Annotated in this window: 15 protein-coding genes; 9 read left to right on the top strand and 6 right to left on the bottom strand. The window is 57.1% G+C overall.

Annotation, left to right across the window (positions count from 1 at the left end):
* Window positions 1–7: 7 nt before the first annotated feature.
* Window positions 8–1399: an APC family permease gene (locus HBM95_10340; GenBank protein NIH43329.1), complete on the bottom strand. Its 1392-nt coding sequence runs from the start codon at window positions 1397–1399 to the stop codon at window positions 8–10.
* Between the two features lie 356 nt (window positions 1400–1755).
* Entirely contained in the window at window positions 1756–3174 is a 1419-nt protein-coding gene (locus tag HBM95_10335) for a glutamine synthetase (protein ID NIH43328.1), read from the bottom strand.
* 214 nt (window positions 3175–3388) lie between these two features.
* Here HBM95_10335 and puuD point away from each other — a divergent pair, with 214 nt between their 5' ends.
* The 8 genes from puuD (at window position 3389) to HBM95_10295 (ending at window position 12303) form a co-directional block, all read left to right on the top strand.
* Window positions 3389–4153, top strand: a complete 765-nt coding sequence (gene puuD / locus HBM95_10330) for a gamma-glutamyl-gamma-aminobutyrate hydrolase (protein ID NIH43327.1) — start codon at window positions 3389–3391, stop codon at window positions 4151–4153.
* A gap of 25 nt (window positions 4154–4178) precedes the next feature.
* Window positions 4179–4736, top strand: a complete 558-nt coding sequence (puuR, locus tag HBM95_10325; GenBank protein ID NIH43326.1) for an HTH-type transcriptional regulator PuuR — start codon at window positions 4179–4181, stop codon at window positions 4734–4736.
* 157 nt (window positions 4737–4893) lie between these two features.
* Complete coding sequence (gene puuC, locus HBM95_10320; GenBank protein ID NIH43325.1) at window positions 4894–6387, top strand: aldehyde dehydrogenase PuuC; 1494 nt, start codon at window positions 4894–4896, stop codon at window positions 6385–6387.
* Complete coding sequence (locus tag HBM95_10315) at window positions 6384–7664, top strand: FAD-binding oxidoreductase (protein ID NIH43324.1); 1281 nt, start codon at window positions 6384–6386, stop codon at window positions 7662–7664. Before puuC ends, HBM95_10315 begins: the two co-directional genes overlap by 4 nt.
* Before the next feature lie 25 nt (window positions 7665–7689).
* Entirely contained in the window at window positions 7690–8961 is a 1272-nt protein-coding gene (puuE, locus tag HBM95_10310) for a 4-aminobutyrate transaminase (protein NIH43323.1), read from the top strand.
* Window positions 8962–9112: 151 nt separating this feature from the next.
* The gene (locus tag HBM95_10305; protein NIH43322.1) at window positions 9113–10600 is read left to right on the top strand and encodes a carboxypeptidase M32; all 1488 of its coding nucleotides are present in this window, start codon (window positions 9113–9115) and stop codon (window positions 10598–10600) included.
* A gap of 228 nt (window positions 10601–10828) precedes the next feature.
* Window positions 10829–11203, top strand: a complete 375-nt coding sequence (asr, locus tag HBM95_10300) for an acid resistance repetitive basic protein Asr (protein NIH43321.1) — start codon at window positions 10829–10831, stop codon at window positions 11201–11203.
* A gap of 278 nt (window positions 11204–11481) precedes the next feature.
* Window positions 11482–12303, top strand: coding sequence for a serine protease (locus HBM95_10295; protein ID NIH43320.1), 822 nt, complete (start codon window positions 11482–11484; stop codon window positions 12301–12303).
* Between the two features lie 38 nt (window positions 12304–12341).
* Here the strand turns inward: HBM95_10295 and mdtI are convergent, their stop codons facing one another.
* Both mdtI and mdtJ read right to left on the bottom strand, forming a co-directional pair.
* Window positions 12342–12671 carry a multidrug/spermidine efflux SMR transporter subunit MdtI gene (gene mdtI / locus HBM95_10290; protein NIH43319.1) on the bottom strand — a complete coding sequence of 110 codons (330 nt, stop codon included), beginning with the start codon at window positions 12669–12671 and terminating at the stop codon, window positions 12342–12344.
* A complete protein-coding gene (mdtJ, locus tag HBM95_10285; protein NIH43318.1) occupies window positions 12658–13020 on the bottom strand; it encodes a multidrug/spermidine efflux SMR transporter subunit MdtJ in 363 nt (120 codons plus the stop codon). The genes mdtI and mdtJ overlap by 14 nt, the downstream gene beginning before the upstream one ends.
* Window positions 13021–13442: 422 nt before the next feature.
* On the opposite strand from mdtJ, the gene HBM95_10280 reads away from it, so the two are divergent.
* A complete protein-coding gene (locus tag HBM95_10280) occupies window positions 13443–14477 on the top strand; it encodes an AI-2E family transporter (protein ID NIH43317.1) in 1035 nt (344 codons plus the stop codon).
* 3 nt (window positions 14478–14480) lie between these two features.
* Here the strand turns inward: HBM95_10280 and HBM95_10275 are convergent, their stop codons facing one another.
* Complete coding sequence (locus HBM95_10275; GenBank protein NIH43316.1) at window positions 14481–15428, bottom strand: zinc-dependent alcohol dehydrogenase family protein; 948 nt, start codon at window positions 15426–15428, stop codon at window positions 14481–14483.
* Between the two features lie 28 nt (window positions 15429–15456).
* The gene (locus HBM95_10270) at window positions 15457–16482 is read right to left on the bottom strand and encodes an LLM class flavin-dependent oxidoreductase (GenBank protein ID NIH43315.1); all 1026 of its coding nucleotides are present in this window, start codon (window positions 16480–16482) and stop codon (window positions 15457–15459) included.
* Between the last annotated feature and the right edge of the window lie 65 nt (window positions 16483–16547).

Below are 16547 nucleotides of genomic sequence, written 5' to 3'. Positions count from 1 at the left end.
TTCACGTTCAGGAATCCCAGGCCTGCTCTATCTTACCGGCTTCAAACTGCGGAGGCGGTTTGCGGAAACGGCGCGTTAGCCATGCCAGGTAAAGGACCCCCAGCGCCGCCCAGATGAGGCCAAGCGTTAGTGACGTCGCTTCGAGGTTTATCCACAGCACGCCGACCGTTACGGCACCAATGAGTGGCAGCAGGAAATAGTGGAACCGATCTTTCCACGTTTTGTTCAGCCCCTTACGCCGCCAGAAATGGTTGTACACCGAGAGATTAACAAACGTAAACGCCACCAGCGCGCCAAAGTTGATCAGCGCAGTCGCGGTCACGAGATCAAAGTAAAGGGCCGACAGCGCCACTATCCCTACCATAATGACGTTCAGAGCCGGAGTCCGCCATTTCGGATGCACGTAGCCAAACACCCGCTCCGGAAAGACGTTGTCACGCCCCATCACATACAACAAGCGTGAGACGCTGGCGTGCGAGGCCAGGCCTGAAGCGAGCGTATTCACAAACGTGGTACACAGAAATACCGACTGGAAGAGCTTGCCGCCTACGTACAGCGCAATTTCCGGCAGCGCGGCGTCCGGGTTCTTGAAGCGCGCGATCGTCGGGAAAAAGAGCTGCATGAAAAACGAGGCAACAATGAATATCAGCCCGCCATACAGTGCAGTCAGGAAAATGGCTTTGGGAATCACCCGCGCCGCGTTTGGCGTCTCTTCCGACAGCGTGGTGACCGCGTCAAAGCCGAGGAAAGAGAAGCAGACGATAGTCGCGCCGGTAATAATCGGGATCAGGTGGGCGTTCTCGCTGATAAACGGCTGCAGCGACCAGACGGTGCCGACGCCCTCACCCTTGTGCAGACCATGCACCACGAGTATGACAAACACCACCATGATGGCGATCTGCACCAGCACAAACAGGGTGTTAAAGTTGGCGACCAAATTAACGCTCTTCAGGTTCGCCAGCGTCAGGATCGTCACAAACCCCACCACCCAGACCCACGGTGGGACTTCCGGGAACAACGCGGAAAGGTAGATCTTCGCCAGCAGCACGTTGATCATCGGCAGGAAGAGATAGTCCAGCAGCGATGACCAGCCGACCATAAAGCCCAGGTGGGGTCCGATCGATTTCTGCGTGTAGGTATACGCAGAGCCCGCTTCCGGGAACTGACGCACCAGTTTACCGTAGCTGATGGCGGTAAACATGACGCCCGCCAGCGCCAGGAGATACGAAGCGGGCACGTGGCCATTGCTGATACCGGACACAATGCCGAAGGTATCAAACACGGTCATGGGGGTGAGATAAGCCAGGCCCATCATGACCACCTGCCAGAGCTTGAGGGAACTGCGCAGCCGGGTTCTTCCGGCCATGCCCGGCGAGTCAAGAGAGGTGTTAGTCGCCATAAACCGTCCCCCCCATGCTTACCGTGGTTTGCAATCGCGTTGTCCTTAACGCAAACCTGCTTAGCAAAGGGGGTAGTTGTAAAGAACATACGCGATCGTACCAGCGCAGCATCTCTCGCTCGCACTCACAGCAGGCGCCTGACTGGCCCCCTTCGCCCTGCGGATAGTTGAACATCTGCATCATTTCCTACCTCGTCACACAGTGTCGTTAAGAAAATCCCTGTGCCGCCTGCGCTCCATAACGCGACTCCCGGGAGATAGCTGGCGTGCCAGCGAACAGTTAGGCCAGGCTCCGCGCAGGCCATTTGGTGATACGTATGCGATGAAACAAAGCGGCCCCTTACCGGGGCTCGTCATCAGGCGTTTTTCAACATCCACTCAATTTCCGTTTCGGTAATCAGGCGTTCAAACTGCAGTAACTCATCATTTTTGCAGGCGTGATATACGTGGCAGAAACGTTCGCCCAGCCGCTCGCGAAGATGATCGTTTTGCATAAATTCCCACAGCGCATCGCTCTGACGGATCGGGAACGGCAGCCCGTCCTGCTCCAGACCATTGCCTTCCACTTCTTCCTGCAGGGGTAAATCGTTATCCAGCCCGTGAAGAATGCCGGCAAAAATCGCCGCCATCACCAGATACGGATTCGCGTCTGCTCCCGCCACCCGGTACTCGACCCGATGGTTATGGCGATCGCCGCAGGGGATACGCAGGGCAACCGTGCGATTATTGTGTCCCCATGATGCCTGCGTCGGCACGTACATTCCCGGCTGGAAACGGCGGTAGGAGTTGACGTTAGGTGCCAGCAGCGCCATGGACGCCGGCATCAGATCGATCATCCCGGCCAGCGCGCGTTTCAGCAGCGCGGAATCCTCGCCGCTGGCGTCTGCGAGCACGTTTTCGCCTCTGTTGTTTTGCATGCTGATGTGGATATGCATCCCGCTGCCCGCATGCTCTTCATACGGCTTTGCCATAAACGTGGCGTGCATCTTATGTTTTTCCGCCATCTGCCTGACGAGACGTTTTAGCGCCAGCGCATCATCGCAGGCGTCGAGCACGTTTTCCGTATGGTGCAGGTTAATCTCAAACTGGCCCGGGGAGGCCTCAGCCACGGCCCCGTCAGCGGGGATCAGCTGCAGCTGCGCCAGCTCGTCAATGTCATTCAGCACGTCAGCAAAGTGGTTCAGGTTATCTACCGAGTAGACCTGACTCTGCGTGTTACGCACGTCGGTGCCCGGCGCGCAGGGAGGCTGCAGATAGCCGTCGGCATCGCGTTGACGGTCAAGTAAATAGAACTCCAGCTCTACCGCTACCACGGGGAACAGACCGCGCTGGCGCAGCTGCTGCCAGAGTCGGTTGAGTACGTTCCGCGGCTCAACGTCAAAGGGAGCGCCATCTTCATCAACCATGGTGAGCTGCACCTGACCAATGTATTCCGGGTCGGCGGCGGACGGTGTCAGGGTGCCCGGTACCGGCACGCAGATACAGTCCGGCTCGCCGAGCTCCTGCCCCAGCCCCGCCTCTTCCACGACGTTACCCAAAATGTCCATGGCGAAAACCGATGCCGGGAAATAGCAGCCTTTTTCAAGCTTGTTCAGTCCGGCAACCGGGATACGTTTGCCGCGAAAACAGCCGTTCAGGTCGGTCAGGAGGACATCAATAAACTGGGTGTCAGGATACTTTTCTAAATAGCGCTTCACTTCCTGCGTAAAGGCGCTGCCCCGCCTCTCGTCCGTGTGCTGCACAAAGTTCTCAACTTCTACGATATTGGTTTCCATGATTTACCACCGTTTTTGGGATTTGCGTTCGCTGCTCTGGACTGTCAAATATAATGTCCACTCTATCGAATCTGCATGCAAATAAAATGTTTGTCAAATGTTAAATTAAGTTTGCAAAAGGCAGATCCCGTTGCTAGATTGAGAAAATATTGAACGAAAAGGCCGTTTCACAGGCGAAAATGGCCTAAATTTAGTCCACTTTGTGAGGGCGATCATGGAAAATATAATGAACAAGCCAGTTATTGGCGTGGTGATGTGCAGAAACAGGCTTAAGGGTCATGAGACCCAGACCCTGCAAGAAAAGTACCTGAATGCCGTTATTAACGCGGGGGGCTTACCCATTGCCTTACCGCATGCGCTGGCAGAGCCAGAGCTACTTACCGCTCTGCTGCCCACCCTGGACGGGATTTACCTGCCGGGCAGCCCAAGTAACGTGCAGCCGCACCTTTATGGTGAAAACGGCGATGAGCCTGACGCCGATCCCGGGCGAGATCTTCTGAGTATGGCGCTGATTGGTGCCGCGCTCGAAAGGCGCATCCCCATTTTCGCCATCTGCCGGGGGCTGCAGGAAATGGTTGTTGCGACGGGAGGGACGCTGTATCGCCGCCTGTTCGAGCAGAACGACCTGCTTGAGCACCGGGAAGACCCTGAACTGCCGGTTGAGCTACAATACGCCCCGTCTCATGAAGTTCAGGTTCAGGAGGGAGGACTGCTGTCTCAATTAATACCAGGCTGTAACACATTTTGGGTAAACTCGTTACACGGGCAAGGTGCACGAACGTTAGGACCACGGCTTCGCGTGGAGGCCCGCTCGACGGATGGGCTGGTCGAAGCGGTCAGCGTTCAGGACCACCCTTTTGCCCTCGGCGTGCAATGGCACCCCGAATGGAACAGCAGCGAGTACGCCCTGTCACGCATGTTGTTTGAAGGTTTTATCACCGCCTGTCAAAGCCACATTGCCGAGAAGCAACGGCTTTGACCTCTACCGTAAAGGAAATGCAACTATGAGCGATGACGGACTGGCGCCAGGGAAACGTCTGTCTGAGATCCGCCAGCAGCTGGGTCTCTCGCAGCGGCGTGCCGCCGAACTGTCTGGGTTAACACACAGTGCCATCAGCACCATTGAGCAGGACAAAGTCAGTCCTGCCATCAGTACGCTGCAAAAGCTGCTGAAAGTTTATGGGCTGTCGCTCTCGGAATTCTTTTCGGAACCGGAAAAACCTGATGAACCGCAGGTGGTTATTAATCAGGAAGACCTTATCGAAATAGGCAGTCAGGGGGTTTCGATGAAGCTGGTTCATAACGGAAATCCGAACCGTACGCTGGCGATGATTTTTGAAACTTACCAGCCTGGAACCACGACCGGAGAGAGGATCAAACACCAGGGTGAGGAGATTGGTACGATACTGGAAGGTGAAATAGTGCTGACCATTAATGGTCAGCCTTATCACCTGGTTGCGGGACAGAGCTATGCCATCAATACCGGCATACCGCACAGCTTCAGCAACACCTCGGCAGGCATCTGCCGCATTATCAGTGCCCACACCCCCACCACGTTCTAATAACCACTCAGTCCCGGCGTAAGCACGCTTACGCCGGGACAAATAAAAACGATCAATGTCGGCATTCAACGGGTTAATTCCCGGGATGCCTCACGGCTTCGTATTGCCTGAAACGGCCATGCCTTTATTTATCTGATTGCGAAAGAAAGGAGTGAATATGCATTTTCAGCACCTGACTTACTGGCAGGATAAAGCAAAAAACAGCGCCATTGAGACCCGGTTATTTATTAACGGTGCCTATTGTGACGCCGCCGATAACGCCACGTTTGAAACCGTCAATCCTGCTACCCAACAGACGCTGGCGAACGTGGCCCGCGGCAAGCAGGCGGACGTAGACCGTGCGGTTCAGGCCGCGCGTGAGGTATTTGAGCGCGGTGACTGGTCGCAGGCGTCTCCGGCGCAGCGCAAGGCCGTGCTGAATAAGCTCGCCGATTTGATGGAACGCCACGCCGAAGAGCTGGCCTTACTGGAAACGCTGGACACCGGTAAACCCATCCGCCACAGCCTGCGCGACGATATTCCCGGCGCGGCTCGCGCCATTCGCTGGTACGCCGAAGCGGCGGATAAAGTCTACGGCGAAGTGGCGCCTACGGGTCCGGGCGAGCTGGCGATGATCGTGCGCGAGCCGATCGGGGTGGTCGCGGCCATCGTCCCCTGGAACTTCCCGCTGCTGCTGGCCTGCTGGAAGCTGGGCCCGGCGCTGATCGCGGGCAACAGCGTGGTATTGAAACCGTCGGAGAAATCGCCCCTCACCGCCCTGCGGCTGGCCGGGCTGGCGAAAGAGGCGGGCCTGCCTGACGGCGTGCTGAATGTGATAAGCGGTTACGGCCACGAAGCGGGCCAGGCGCTGGCACTGCATCCGGAGGTCGAGGTGCTGACGTTTACCGGCTCTACCCGTACCGGCAAGCAGCTGTTGAAGGACGCGGGAGAAAGCAACATGAAGCGCGTCTGGCTGGAGGCGGGCGGCAAGAGCGCCAACATTATCTTTGCCGACTGTCCGGACCTGGACAAGGCCGTGAGCGCGACCGCCGCCGGGATTTTTTATAACCAGGGGCAAGTCTGTATCGCCGGTACCCGCCTGCTGCTCGAAGACAGCATCGCCGATGACTTCCTGGCAAAGCTAAAAGCGCAGGCCCGTCACTGGCAGCCGGGCGATCCGCTCGACCCCGACAGCACGATGGGAATGCTCATCGACGCTGCGCACGCCGATACCGTCCACACGTTTATTCGCGAGGGAACCCGGAAAGGTGCGCTGCTGCTGGACGGGCGGGAACAAGCATGGCCTTCCGCAGTCGGTCCCACCATTTTTGTCGACATCGACCCAGCCTCCCCGCTGTGCCGGGAGGAGATTTTCGGGCCGGTGCTGGTCGTCACCCGTTTTAAAACCGAAGAAGAAGCCTTAACGCTGGCCAACGACAGTGAATATGGGCTTGGCGCGGCGGTATGGACCCGCGATCTCTCCCGCGCGCACCGCATGAGCCGCCGTCTGAAAGCAGGCTCGGTCTTCGTCAATAACTATAACGATGGCGATATGACTGTACCTTTTGGCGGCTATAAGCAGAGCGGCAACGGTCGCGACAAGTCCCTGCACGCGCTGGAAAAATTTACCGAACTGAAAACCATCTGGATTGCCCTGGAGCCTCAATCATGACCGAACATACCACCAGCTACTACGCGGCCAGCGCGAACGCTTACGAACCTTTCCCGACGCTAAACGAGTCGATCAGCTGTGATGTGTGCGTGGTGGGCGGCGGCTATACCGGCCTCTCCTCCGCGCTGCATCTCGCCGAAATGGGCTACAACGTCGTGCTCCTTGAAGGAGCGCGCATCGGTTTCGGCGCCAGCGGACGCAACGGCGGCCAGCTGGTTAACTCGTACAGCCGCGATATCGACGTGATTGAGAAAAACTACGGCCCTGATGCCGCCAGAGTCCTTGGGAGCATGATGTTTGAGGGCGGGGAAATCATCCGGGAGCGTATCCAGCGCTACCAGATCCAGTGCGACTATCGTCCCGGCGGCCTGTTTGTGGCGCTAAACCATAAGCAGCTGGAGACGCTGGAGGAGCAAAAAGCCAACTGGGAACGCTACGGCAACACGCAGCTGGAGCTGCTGGACGCTAACGCCATCCGCCGGGAAGTTGACAGCGAACGCTATACCGGCGCGCTGCTGGACCGCAGCGGGGGACACATTCATCCGCTGAACCTGGCAATCGGCGAAGCGGACGCCATTCGCCTCAACGGCGGGCGGGTGTATGAACAGTCCCCGGTGACCGCCATTCAGCACACCAGCCCGGCCGTGGTGAGCACACAGCATGGCCAGGTGACGGCCCGCTATGTGATCGTCGCCGGGAATGCCTATCTGGGCGATAAGATAGAACCGGAGCTGGCAAAACGCAGCATGCCCTGCGGCACCCAGGTGGTGACCACCGCCCCGCTGCCGGAAGCGGTCGTCCGCACGCTGATCCCCAATAACTACTGCGTGGAGGATTGCAATTACCTGCTGGATTACTACCGTCTCACCGCCGACAACCGCCTGCTGTACGGCGGTGGAGTAGTCTATGGCGCGCGCGATCCGGACGATGTCGAGCGCCTGGTGATGCCAAAGCTGCTGAAAACCTTCCCGCAGCTGGCAGGCGTCAAAATCGACTACCGCTGGACGGGCAACTTCCTGCTGACCCTGTCACGGATGCCGCAGTTTGGTCGTCTGGACAAGAACATCTATTACATGCAGGGCTACAGCGGTCACGGCGTGACCTGCACCCACCTGGCCGGACGGCTGATCTCGGAACTGTTGCGCGGTGACGCTGAGCGCTTTGATGCGTTTGCCAACCTCCCGCACTATCCCTTCCCGGGCGGTCGCAGCCTGCGGATTCCATTCACGGCGATGGGCGCGGCGTACTACAGCCTGCGCGATCGTCTTGGCGTATGATCGTTTCGACAAAAGGGTATCTGACATGAGTAACCAGGAATTTCATCAGCGCAGACTTTCTGCCACCCCGCGCGGCGTAGGCGTAATGTGTAATTTCTTTGCCCGCACGGCGGAGAATGCCACTCTCACCGACGTGGAAGGCAATGACTATATTGATTTCGCCGCAGGGATCGCGGTACTAAATACCGGCCATCGTCACCCTGAACTGGTGGCCGCAGTGGAAAAACAGCTTCACCAGTTCACCCACACGGCCTACCAGATTGTGCCGTATGAAAGCTACGTTTCCTTAGCCGAAAAACTTAACGAGCTGGCCCCGGTGCAGGGCCCGGCCAAGACGGCGTTCTTCACAACGGGCGCGGAAGCGGTGGAAAATGCCATTAAAATCGCCCGGGCCCACACCGGCAGACCGGGTGTGATTGCGTTCGGGGGAGGCTTTCATGGCCGAACCTATATGACCATGGCCTTAACCGGCAAGGTCGCGCCCTATAAGCTGGGGTTTGGTCCGTTCCCCGGGTCGGTTTATCACGTGCCGTATCCCTCTGAGCTGCACGGCATTACGACGCAGGATGCCATCACGGCGATAGAGCGCCTGTTCAAAGCGGATATTGAGGCGAAACAGGTGGCGGCGATTATTTTTGAACCCATCCAGGGTGAAGGCGGATTCAACGTCGCCCCGCCAGAGCTGGTGGCCGCCATCCGCCGCATCTGCGATGAGCACGGGATCGTGATGATTGCTGACGAAGTGCAGAGCGGCTTCGCCCGTACGGGTAAACTGTTTGCCATGGAACACTATGCGGACAAGCCCGACCTGATGACGATGGCGAAAAGCCTGGCAGGCGGAATGCCGCTGTCCGGCGTGGTGGGCCGCGCCGAAATCATGGACGCGCCGGCTTCCGGCGGTCTGGGAGGAACCTATGCAGGCAACCCGCTGGCGGTGGCCGCCGCGCACGCGGTGCTGAATATTATCGACAACGAGTCACTGTGCTCCCGCGCCTGCCACCTGGGCGATCGACTGAAAGCCACGCTGGAGGAGATTCAGGGCAGCTTTCCTGCGCTCGTGGCGATAAGGGGAAGAGGATCGATGATTGCGGCGGAGTTTTTTGACCCCGAGAGCCGTGAACCTTCGGCCGCCATCGCGCAGGCGATCCAGCAAAAGGCGCTCGCCCAGGGCCTGCTGTTGTTGATCTGCGGCCAGTACGGCAACGTGATCCGCTTCCTTTATCCGCTGACGATTCCGGATGCCCAGTTCACCCAGGCGCTGGCGATCTTGCTACAGGTTATGCGTGATAAGTCCTGAGTGCCCACCGAAAACCGTCTCCCGGAATGCCGGGGGACGGTTTCAACGGAGGAGATCGGCACAGATTTCCTCTGTGTGGGAAATGTTGGGGAATTTGGTCTGTTTCATTGTATGCTCCCTGAAACACATCCCTGGCATGAGGAAATAAGAATTGCAAAAAACATCAGCCTATCAGTCACTTGTCAAAACCTTCCAGCGTCTCTCCCGCTTCTCGCACCTTACCTCCATCGCCAGCTGGGACATGTTCACCATGATGCCGCCAGGCGGCAGCGCCGCGCGCGGTGAAGCGCTGGCGGAAATGAGCGTTCTGCAACATCAGATCCTGACCGATAAAAAAGTCGGCGATCTGTTAGCGGCCGCAGCAGGAGAAGATCTGAACGACGTTGAACAGGCTAATCTGCGCGAAATGACGCGCCACTACCAGCAGGCGACCCTGCTGCCGGAATCGCTGGTGGAAGCCAAATCGCTCGCGGGCAGCAAATGCGAGCACGCCTGGCGCACACAGCGCCCCGCCAACGACTGGCAGGGCTTTTCCGCCAACCTGAAAGAAGTGGTGAAACTCAGCCGCGAAGAGGCCCGCCTGCGCGCCGAAGCTAAAGGCTGTACGCCATACGACGCGCTGCTGGACATTTTTGAGCCGGACATGACCAGCGCCCGTCTGGACGTTCTGTTCGGCGATATGAAGTCCTGGCTACCGGACCTGCTGGCAAACGTGGTGGAAAAACAGGCTCAGCGGTCGTTTATTCCCCCGCAGGGTCCCTTCCCGACGGCAACCCAGCGCGAGCTGGGTCTGGAAGCCATGAAGATGCTCGGCTTCGATTTTAACAGCGGACGGCTGGACGTAAGCGCGCACCCGTTCTGTGGCGGCGTTCCGGAAGACGTGCGCATCACCACACGCTATGATGAAGACGAACTGCTCAGCGCGCTGTTTGGCGTGATCCACGAAACCGGACACGCGCGCTATGAACAAAACCTGCCGCGTACGTGGGCAGGCCAGCCCATCGCCCTCGCCCGCTCAACCGCGATCCATGAATCCCAGAGCCTGTTCTTTGAAATGCAGCTGGGGCGCAGCGAAGCTTTCCTCAAGCACCTCCTCCCTGCGGTACACGCCCGCTTTGGCAGCCAGGCGGCGTTTAGCGAAGAGAACTTTATTGCCTGGAACCAGCGCGTGAAGCCTGGCTATATCCGCGTCGATGCGGACGAAGTGAGCTACCCGGCACACGTGGTGCTGCGCTATGAGATTGAGCGCGCGCTGATCAACGGCGAGATCGAGGTGGACGATATCCCCGCCCTGTGGGATGAAAAAATGCAGGCCTGGCTCGGGTTATCCACCAAAGACAACTACCGCAACGGCTGCATGCAGGATATCCACTGGACCGACGGCGGGTTTGGTTACTTCCCGTCATACACGCTGGGCGCGATGTATGCCGCGCAGCTGTTCCATGCGGCAAAGACCGCGCTTCCGGGACTGCAGGCTTCCATCGCCGAAGGCGATTTTTCCGCCCTCTTTGAGTGGCTGCGTCAGAACATCTGGCAGCACGGCAGCCGCTTCAGCACGTCGCAGTTAATCACCCAGGCGACGGGCGAGGATCTGAATATCCGTTACTTCCGCGAACATCTGACCTCGCGCTATTTGTAATCTGTTTGGCCGGGGGTGAGGGACCTCAAGTAAAAGAGCCGTATGTTCCCCCTCACCCCAGCCCTCTCCCTCAAGGGAGAGGGGGTCGTCCGTGCAGAACCCCGGCCTTGTACATATGGTTACACGCCGATACCAATCACTCACGGAAACCCCGAATTTACAGGGATATAGTTATTTCAACGGCCCCGCAGTGGGGTTAAATGAAAAACCAAATTCGAGGGTATGAACATGAAAAAAGTATTAGCTCTGGTTGTTGCCGCTGCTATGGGTCTGTCTTCTGCTGCGTTCGCTGCTGAAACCACCGCTGCACCAGCGGCTGCGGCACCTGCTGCAACGATCACCGCGGCGCCAGCAAAAACCGTACATCACAAGAAACACCATAAAGCCGCTAAACCGGCTGCAGAACAAAAAGCGCAGGCGGCTAAAAAGCACCACAAAAAAGCCGCTAAACCAGCCGTAGAGCAAAAAGCCCAGGCGGCGAAAAAGCACCACAAAAAAGCCGCTAAACCAGCCGTAGAGCAAAAAGCCCAGGCGGCGAAAAAGCATCACAAAAAAGCAGTAAAACACGAAGCTGCTAAACCAGCTGCACAGCCAGCTGCGTAAGAGTACAAGCTTAACCGTGCCCTGCGGGGCACGTTGGTAAACCGGCGCTGAACCGGAAAAGGTTCTGCGCCGTTTTTTTATCCGGAGGGCGTATGCTGCGACGCTATCGGTTTGAGCTGATTCTGATCCTGCTTATTTTATGCGCGCTCATCGCAAGCCATTTTTATCTTTCCTGACTGTAGCACGCTGATTTTACTCCCACTTTAGCGCCGTCCCGTCTATAGTATTTTCATAGGGTTCACTTTTAATAATCATAATTACCCCCACCAGAGTGTGATATGCGTAAATCTGTTGTGTTGTTGCTGGGAACGTTTGGCCTTTTTTCTGGATTTTCACAGGCGGATGATGGCGATGATGGTGCCATTAGCGCGAAAGAGCTAAAGACGCTTTTTTTCGGTCATGACGATCGTACTCGCGTCTCCGACCCTACCCAGGCCCGCTGGGATGCGATCGGGCAACTGGAAACCGCCAGCGGTAACCTGTGTACTGCAACCCTGATTACCCCGCAATTAGCTCTGACGGCGGGCCACTGCCTGTTGACGCCACCCAACGGTAAGCCAGACAAAGCGGTAGCCTTACGATTTGTGTCGCAAAAAGGGATCTGGCGCTATGAAATCCACGGCATTGAAGGCCGGGTTGATCCTTCTCTCGGGAAGCGCCTGAAGCCGGATGGTGACGGCTGGATAGTGCCGCCCGCGGCAGCCTCATGGGATTTTGGCCTGATTATTTTACGCTACCCGCCTTCGGGTATTACGCCGCTGCCCCTGTTTGACGGAGATAAAGCGGCGCTGACCGCCGCGCTGAAAGCCGCCGACCGCAAGGTGACGCAGTCTGGCTATCCGGTCGATCATCTGGATGCGCTCTACACCCACACGGACTGTATCGTGACGGGCTGGGCACAAACCAGCGTGCTTTCGCACCAGTGCGATACGTTGCCGGGCGACAGCGGTTCACCGCTGATGCTGAAAACCGATAACGGCTGGCAGCTGATTGGCGTTCAAAGCTCCGCCCCGGCGGCGAAAGACCGCTGGCGAGCCGATAACCGGGCCCTGTCCGTCACCGGCTTTCGCGATAAGCTGGAAGCGCTGGCTAAAGAGTAAGCCAGCGCAGTTGTCGGTGAGTAAGGGTTACCGATTGATCAGGCGAGTTTTATCATGATCATGCCCGCAAGCAGCAATATCAGCCCTATCCAGCCTTTATTATTTAAACGCTGCCCGAAAAGCACCCACCCGGCGGCCAGGGTGGCGGCGATACCAAAACCGCCCCACAGCGCATAGGCCACTGAAAGATCGATACCTTTGACCGCCTGTGACAGGGCGCTAAACGCTCCCAGCACCGCGGCAATCGACATCAGGCCGTATATTTTACGGCGAAAACCGTCGGAGAATTTCAGCAGAACGTTAGCGAAAATTTCCAGCACGATAGCGAAGCCCAGCCAGGCCGCATGAACCCATTCAAACTGTTGCATGGTTCTGCTCCTTCTGCTGTTTAGTCGGTTTACGGGTACCTGATTTAATCAGCACGATGCCCGCAACCAGCGTCGTTAATCCTGCGATTTTCATTGTTGTTAATGTTTCGTCAAATAACAGGACGCTGAACAGCGTAATCAATAAAATACCAATACCTTCCCAAAGCGCATACGCCACGCCCAGCGCAATTTTTTTCACCGCAAACGAAAGGAAAATATAGGAAAGTGAAATCATCACCAGCATTAAAATAAAACCGGTATTACCCTCGCTGACGCTTGCCCACTTCATAGACAGCGTGCCGGTAATTTCAGCGACAATCGCCAGAGCTAATAAGATCCAGTAAAACATGTTTTTCTCCTGCTTGAGAATATAATCCATCGTGGCCCGCCGCATGCAGCAAACCCAAAAAATATGAAATTAAATCAGACAGCTAAGCGCGTAGCGCCAGCTCAGGCAGAAGAGATAACTATAGTGCGGTGCGCCAGTGTTGCTCACCAGCAAGCAGGGAGAAGGAGGTGGTAAATACAGCAGTGTTGTTTGAAGAATACGTCCTGAACAAATTGTCCATAAAATTACAATTATCCGCGTTGTTGCTTCTCGTCTTTGCGGATGAAAATTGTCCTCGGTAGTTGAACACGCTAGATTTGTACCATAAGCCAGGATTTTACTCAAAGTCTTTTCAATTCTTTACCCGTCCCGTTTGATTTTGGTTAGTTTATTGCAGAGCGTTTACCCTTTATTATGAAGAAAAAGCGTTTTTCGGAGTCACCATGGCTAAACCCATTATTACCCTGAACGGGATAAAAATTGTCATCATGCTGGGCATGCTGGTGATCATACTGACGGGCGTTCGTTTTGCCGCCGACATCATTGTGCCCTTTATTCTGGCCCTGTTCGTTGCGGTGATCCTTAACCCGCTGGTACAGCGCATGACGCGGCTGCGCATCCCGCGCGTGCTGGCCATTACCCTGCTGATTAGCGTCATTATTTTCGCCATGGTGTTACTGGTTGCTTATCTGGGTACCTCGCTGAACGAACTGGCGCGAACGCTGCCGAAATACCGCTCCTCACTGGCGATACCGTTGCTGCAGCTTGAGCCCTGGCTACAGCGCGCGGGAATAGAAGTCTCCGTTGAGGAGCTTCTTAAATATATCGACCCTAATGCGGCAATGACGATCGTCACAGGCCTGCTGACGCAGCTTTCCAATGCCATGACCTCCATTTTTCTGCTGTTTTTAACGGTCGTGTTCATGCTGCTGGAGGTGCCACAGCTGCCCGCAAAGTTACAGCATATTATGGTTCGTCCGGTTGAAGGAATGGGGGCTATTCAGCGCGCGCTGGACAGCGTTTCCCGCTATCTGGTACTGAAAACCGCCATTAGCCTGGTTACCGGGGTGGTGGTCTGGGGAATGCTGGTGGCGCTGGACGTTCGCTTTGCGTTCGTCTGGGGGTTACTGGCGTTTGCGCTCAACTACATTCCCAACATCGGCTCCGTGCTGGCAGCGATCCCCCCTATTCTTCAGGTGCTGGTGTTCAGCGGATTTTATGATGCGCTGATTCTGCTGGCCGGCTATCTGGCGATTAATCTGGTATTCGGTAATATTCTTGAACCACGAATGATGGGACGCGGGCTGGGGCTTTCGACGCTGGTCGTCTTTTTGTCCCTGATTTTCTGGGGCTGGCTGCTCGGCCCCGTAGGCATGCTGCTCTCCGTTCCGCTGACCATCATCGTGAAGATTGGTCTGGAACAGACGGCGGGCGGGCAAAGCATCGCCGTACTGCTGAGCGATATGAGCCATCAGTAGCCGTCATTCCGCCATCGACAGGAGGGGCTTGCTTGCCCTTCCGCCTTCACGATAAACCCTGAGCGCCTTCTGCCAGTCCGTCAGAGGGTATACCGTACCGGGGCTGTACTCGCTGGCGCGCATCCGGGGCCAGATTTGATCGAACTCCGCGCGCCACGCCTCAGCGCTGAGCCTGTCCAGATAGTTACGAATATGGAACCACGCCACGCGAGGCAGGGGCCGCTGCTGGCGGAAGGTCTGCCCGGAGAGCAGCCCGTAGCAGACAAATATACCCTGCTCAGGCATCACGTTCAGGATCGCTTCCGCAAGCGCCCCGCCGGTTGCATCGTAAACGACGTCGACACGCGAGACGACGCTGGAGATCTTCTGCATGTCATGCTGTGCGACAGGAACAATCCCCATCGCCGCCAGCCGCTCGGCGTGAACGGGCGAACGATGAATACCGTACACCGCGTCAGCCCCCGCCAGACGCGCCCACTGCCCGAGCAGAACGGCGCAATCAGAACCGGCGGCCGTGAGCAGCACCCGCTTTCCCTGCGGTGGATAGTGGGTCAGCATCATCTGCGCCGCCAGAGGATTGATATAGGCCCGCGCGGCCAGGCATGAATCGAGATCGTCCGGAACGGGGATAGCATACTCTGCCGGGCAATCGACATAGCGCTGCCAGGTGCCCTGCCCGCGCAGCGGCAGAACGCGTTTACCCTGCAAATGCGCAAACGACGCGGGCGCCTGAATGACAACGCCGACGCCTTCATACCCCGCGACGGCGGGTAACGGAGTCCTGTGGCGATAGGCGCCGGTAATGGGAATGAGATCGGACGCGTTCACCGGCGCAAACAGCATTCGCACGCGGAGGTGCCCCGGTGCAAGCGCGCCCGGCGACGCGGTTTCAGGTTGCAGAACAGATTCTGGCTCGCCAAAACGGCGATACCAGAGGGCCAGATTTTCCATTACGATCTCACGGCTGATGGCGGAATACCTAATCGCGCCAGCCCATTGCCGGTGCGACATGTTTGAGAATGGACTCAATCACGTGCGCATTGTAATCCACACCAAGCTGGTTCGGTACGGTCAGTAATAATGTATCAGCCTCGGCAATCGCCTCGTCCTTTTTCAACTGCTCTATCAGCTTGTCAGGCTCTGCGGCATAGCTGCGTCCGAAGATCGCGCGCGTTTTCTCATCAAGATACCCCACGCTGTCGCTGTCGTTGCGGCTGGCGCCGAAGTACATCCGGTCGCGGTCGTCCATCAGGGCAAAAATACTGCGGCTGACCGAGACGCGCGGCTCACGCGCATGACCGGCCTCTTGCCAGGTCTGGCGGTACGCGCGGATCTGTTTTGCCTGTTGAATATGGAACGGCTCGCCGGTTTCATCGTCTTTCAGGGTTGAGCTTTGCAGGTTCATTCCCAGCTTTGCGGCCCATACGGCCGTCGCATTCGAACCGGCACCCCACCAGATACGCTCCCGCAAACCTTCTGAATAAGGCTCCAGGCGCAGCAGCCCCGGAGGATTCGGGAACATCGGCTGTGGATTCGGCTTTGCAAACCCTTCTCCGCGCAGTACCTCAAGCAGCACCTCGGTATGACGGCGCGCCATGTCCGCTTCGTTTTCTCCTTCCTGCGGGACATAGCCGAAATGACGCCAGCCATCAATGACCTGCTCCGGGGAGCCCCGGCTGATGCCAAGCTGCAGACGACCGCCGGAAATCAGATCCGCCGCGCCCGCATCTTCAGCCATGTACATCGGATTTTCATAGCGCATATCAATCACGCCGGTACCGATTTCGATGGTTTTTGTTTTTGCGCCTATTGCCGCCAGCAGGGGGAACGGCGAGCTAAGCTGTCGGGCAAAGTGGTGCACGCGGAAATACGCGCCGTCTGCCCCCAGCTCTTCGGCCGCCACGGCCAGGTCGATGGACTGCAGCAGCGTATCTGCCGCCGAACGCGTGCCGGACTGCGGAGAAGGCGTCCAGTGACCAAATGATAAAAACCCGATCTTTTTCATAACAGTGTGTCCTGATAATGCATTGCGTTCTCTCTACTTTACGCATTACCCGGTGAGAATAAATG

This window comes from Enterobacter asburiae (assembly GCA_011754535.1).
Classification (GTDB): domain Bacteria; phylum Pseudomonadota; class Gammaproteobacteria; order Enterobacterales; family Enterobacteriaceae; genus Enterobacter; species Enterobacter cloacae_N.
The sequence above is the reverse complement of the archived record's forward strand: the minus strand, read 5'-3'. Positions and strand labels throughout refer to the sequence as shown.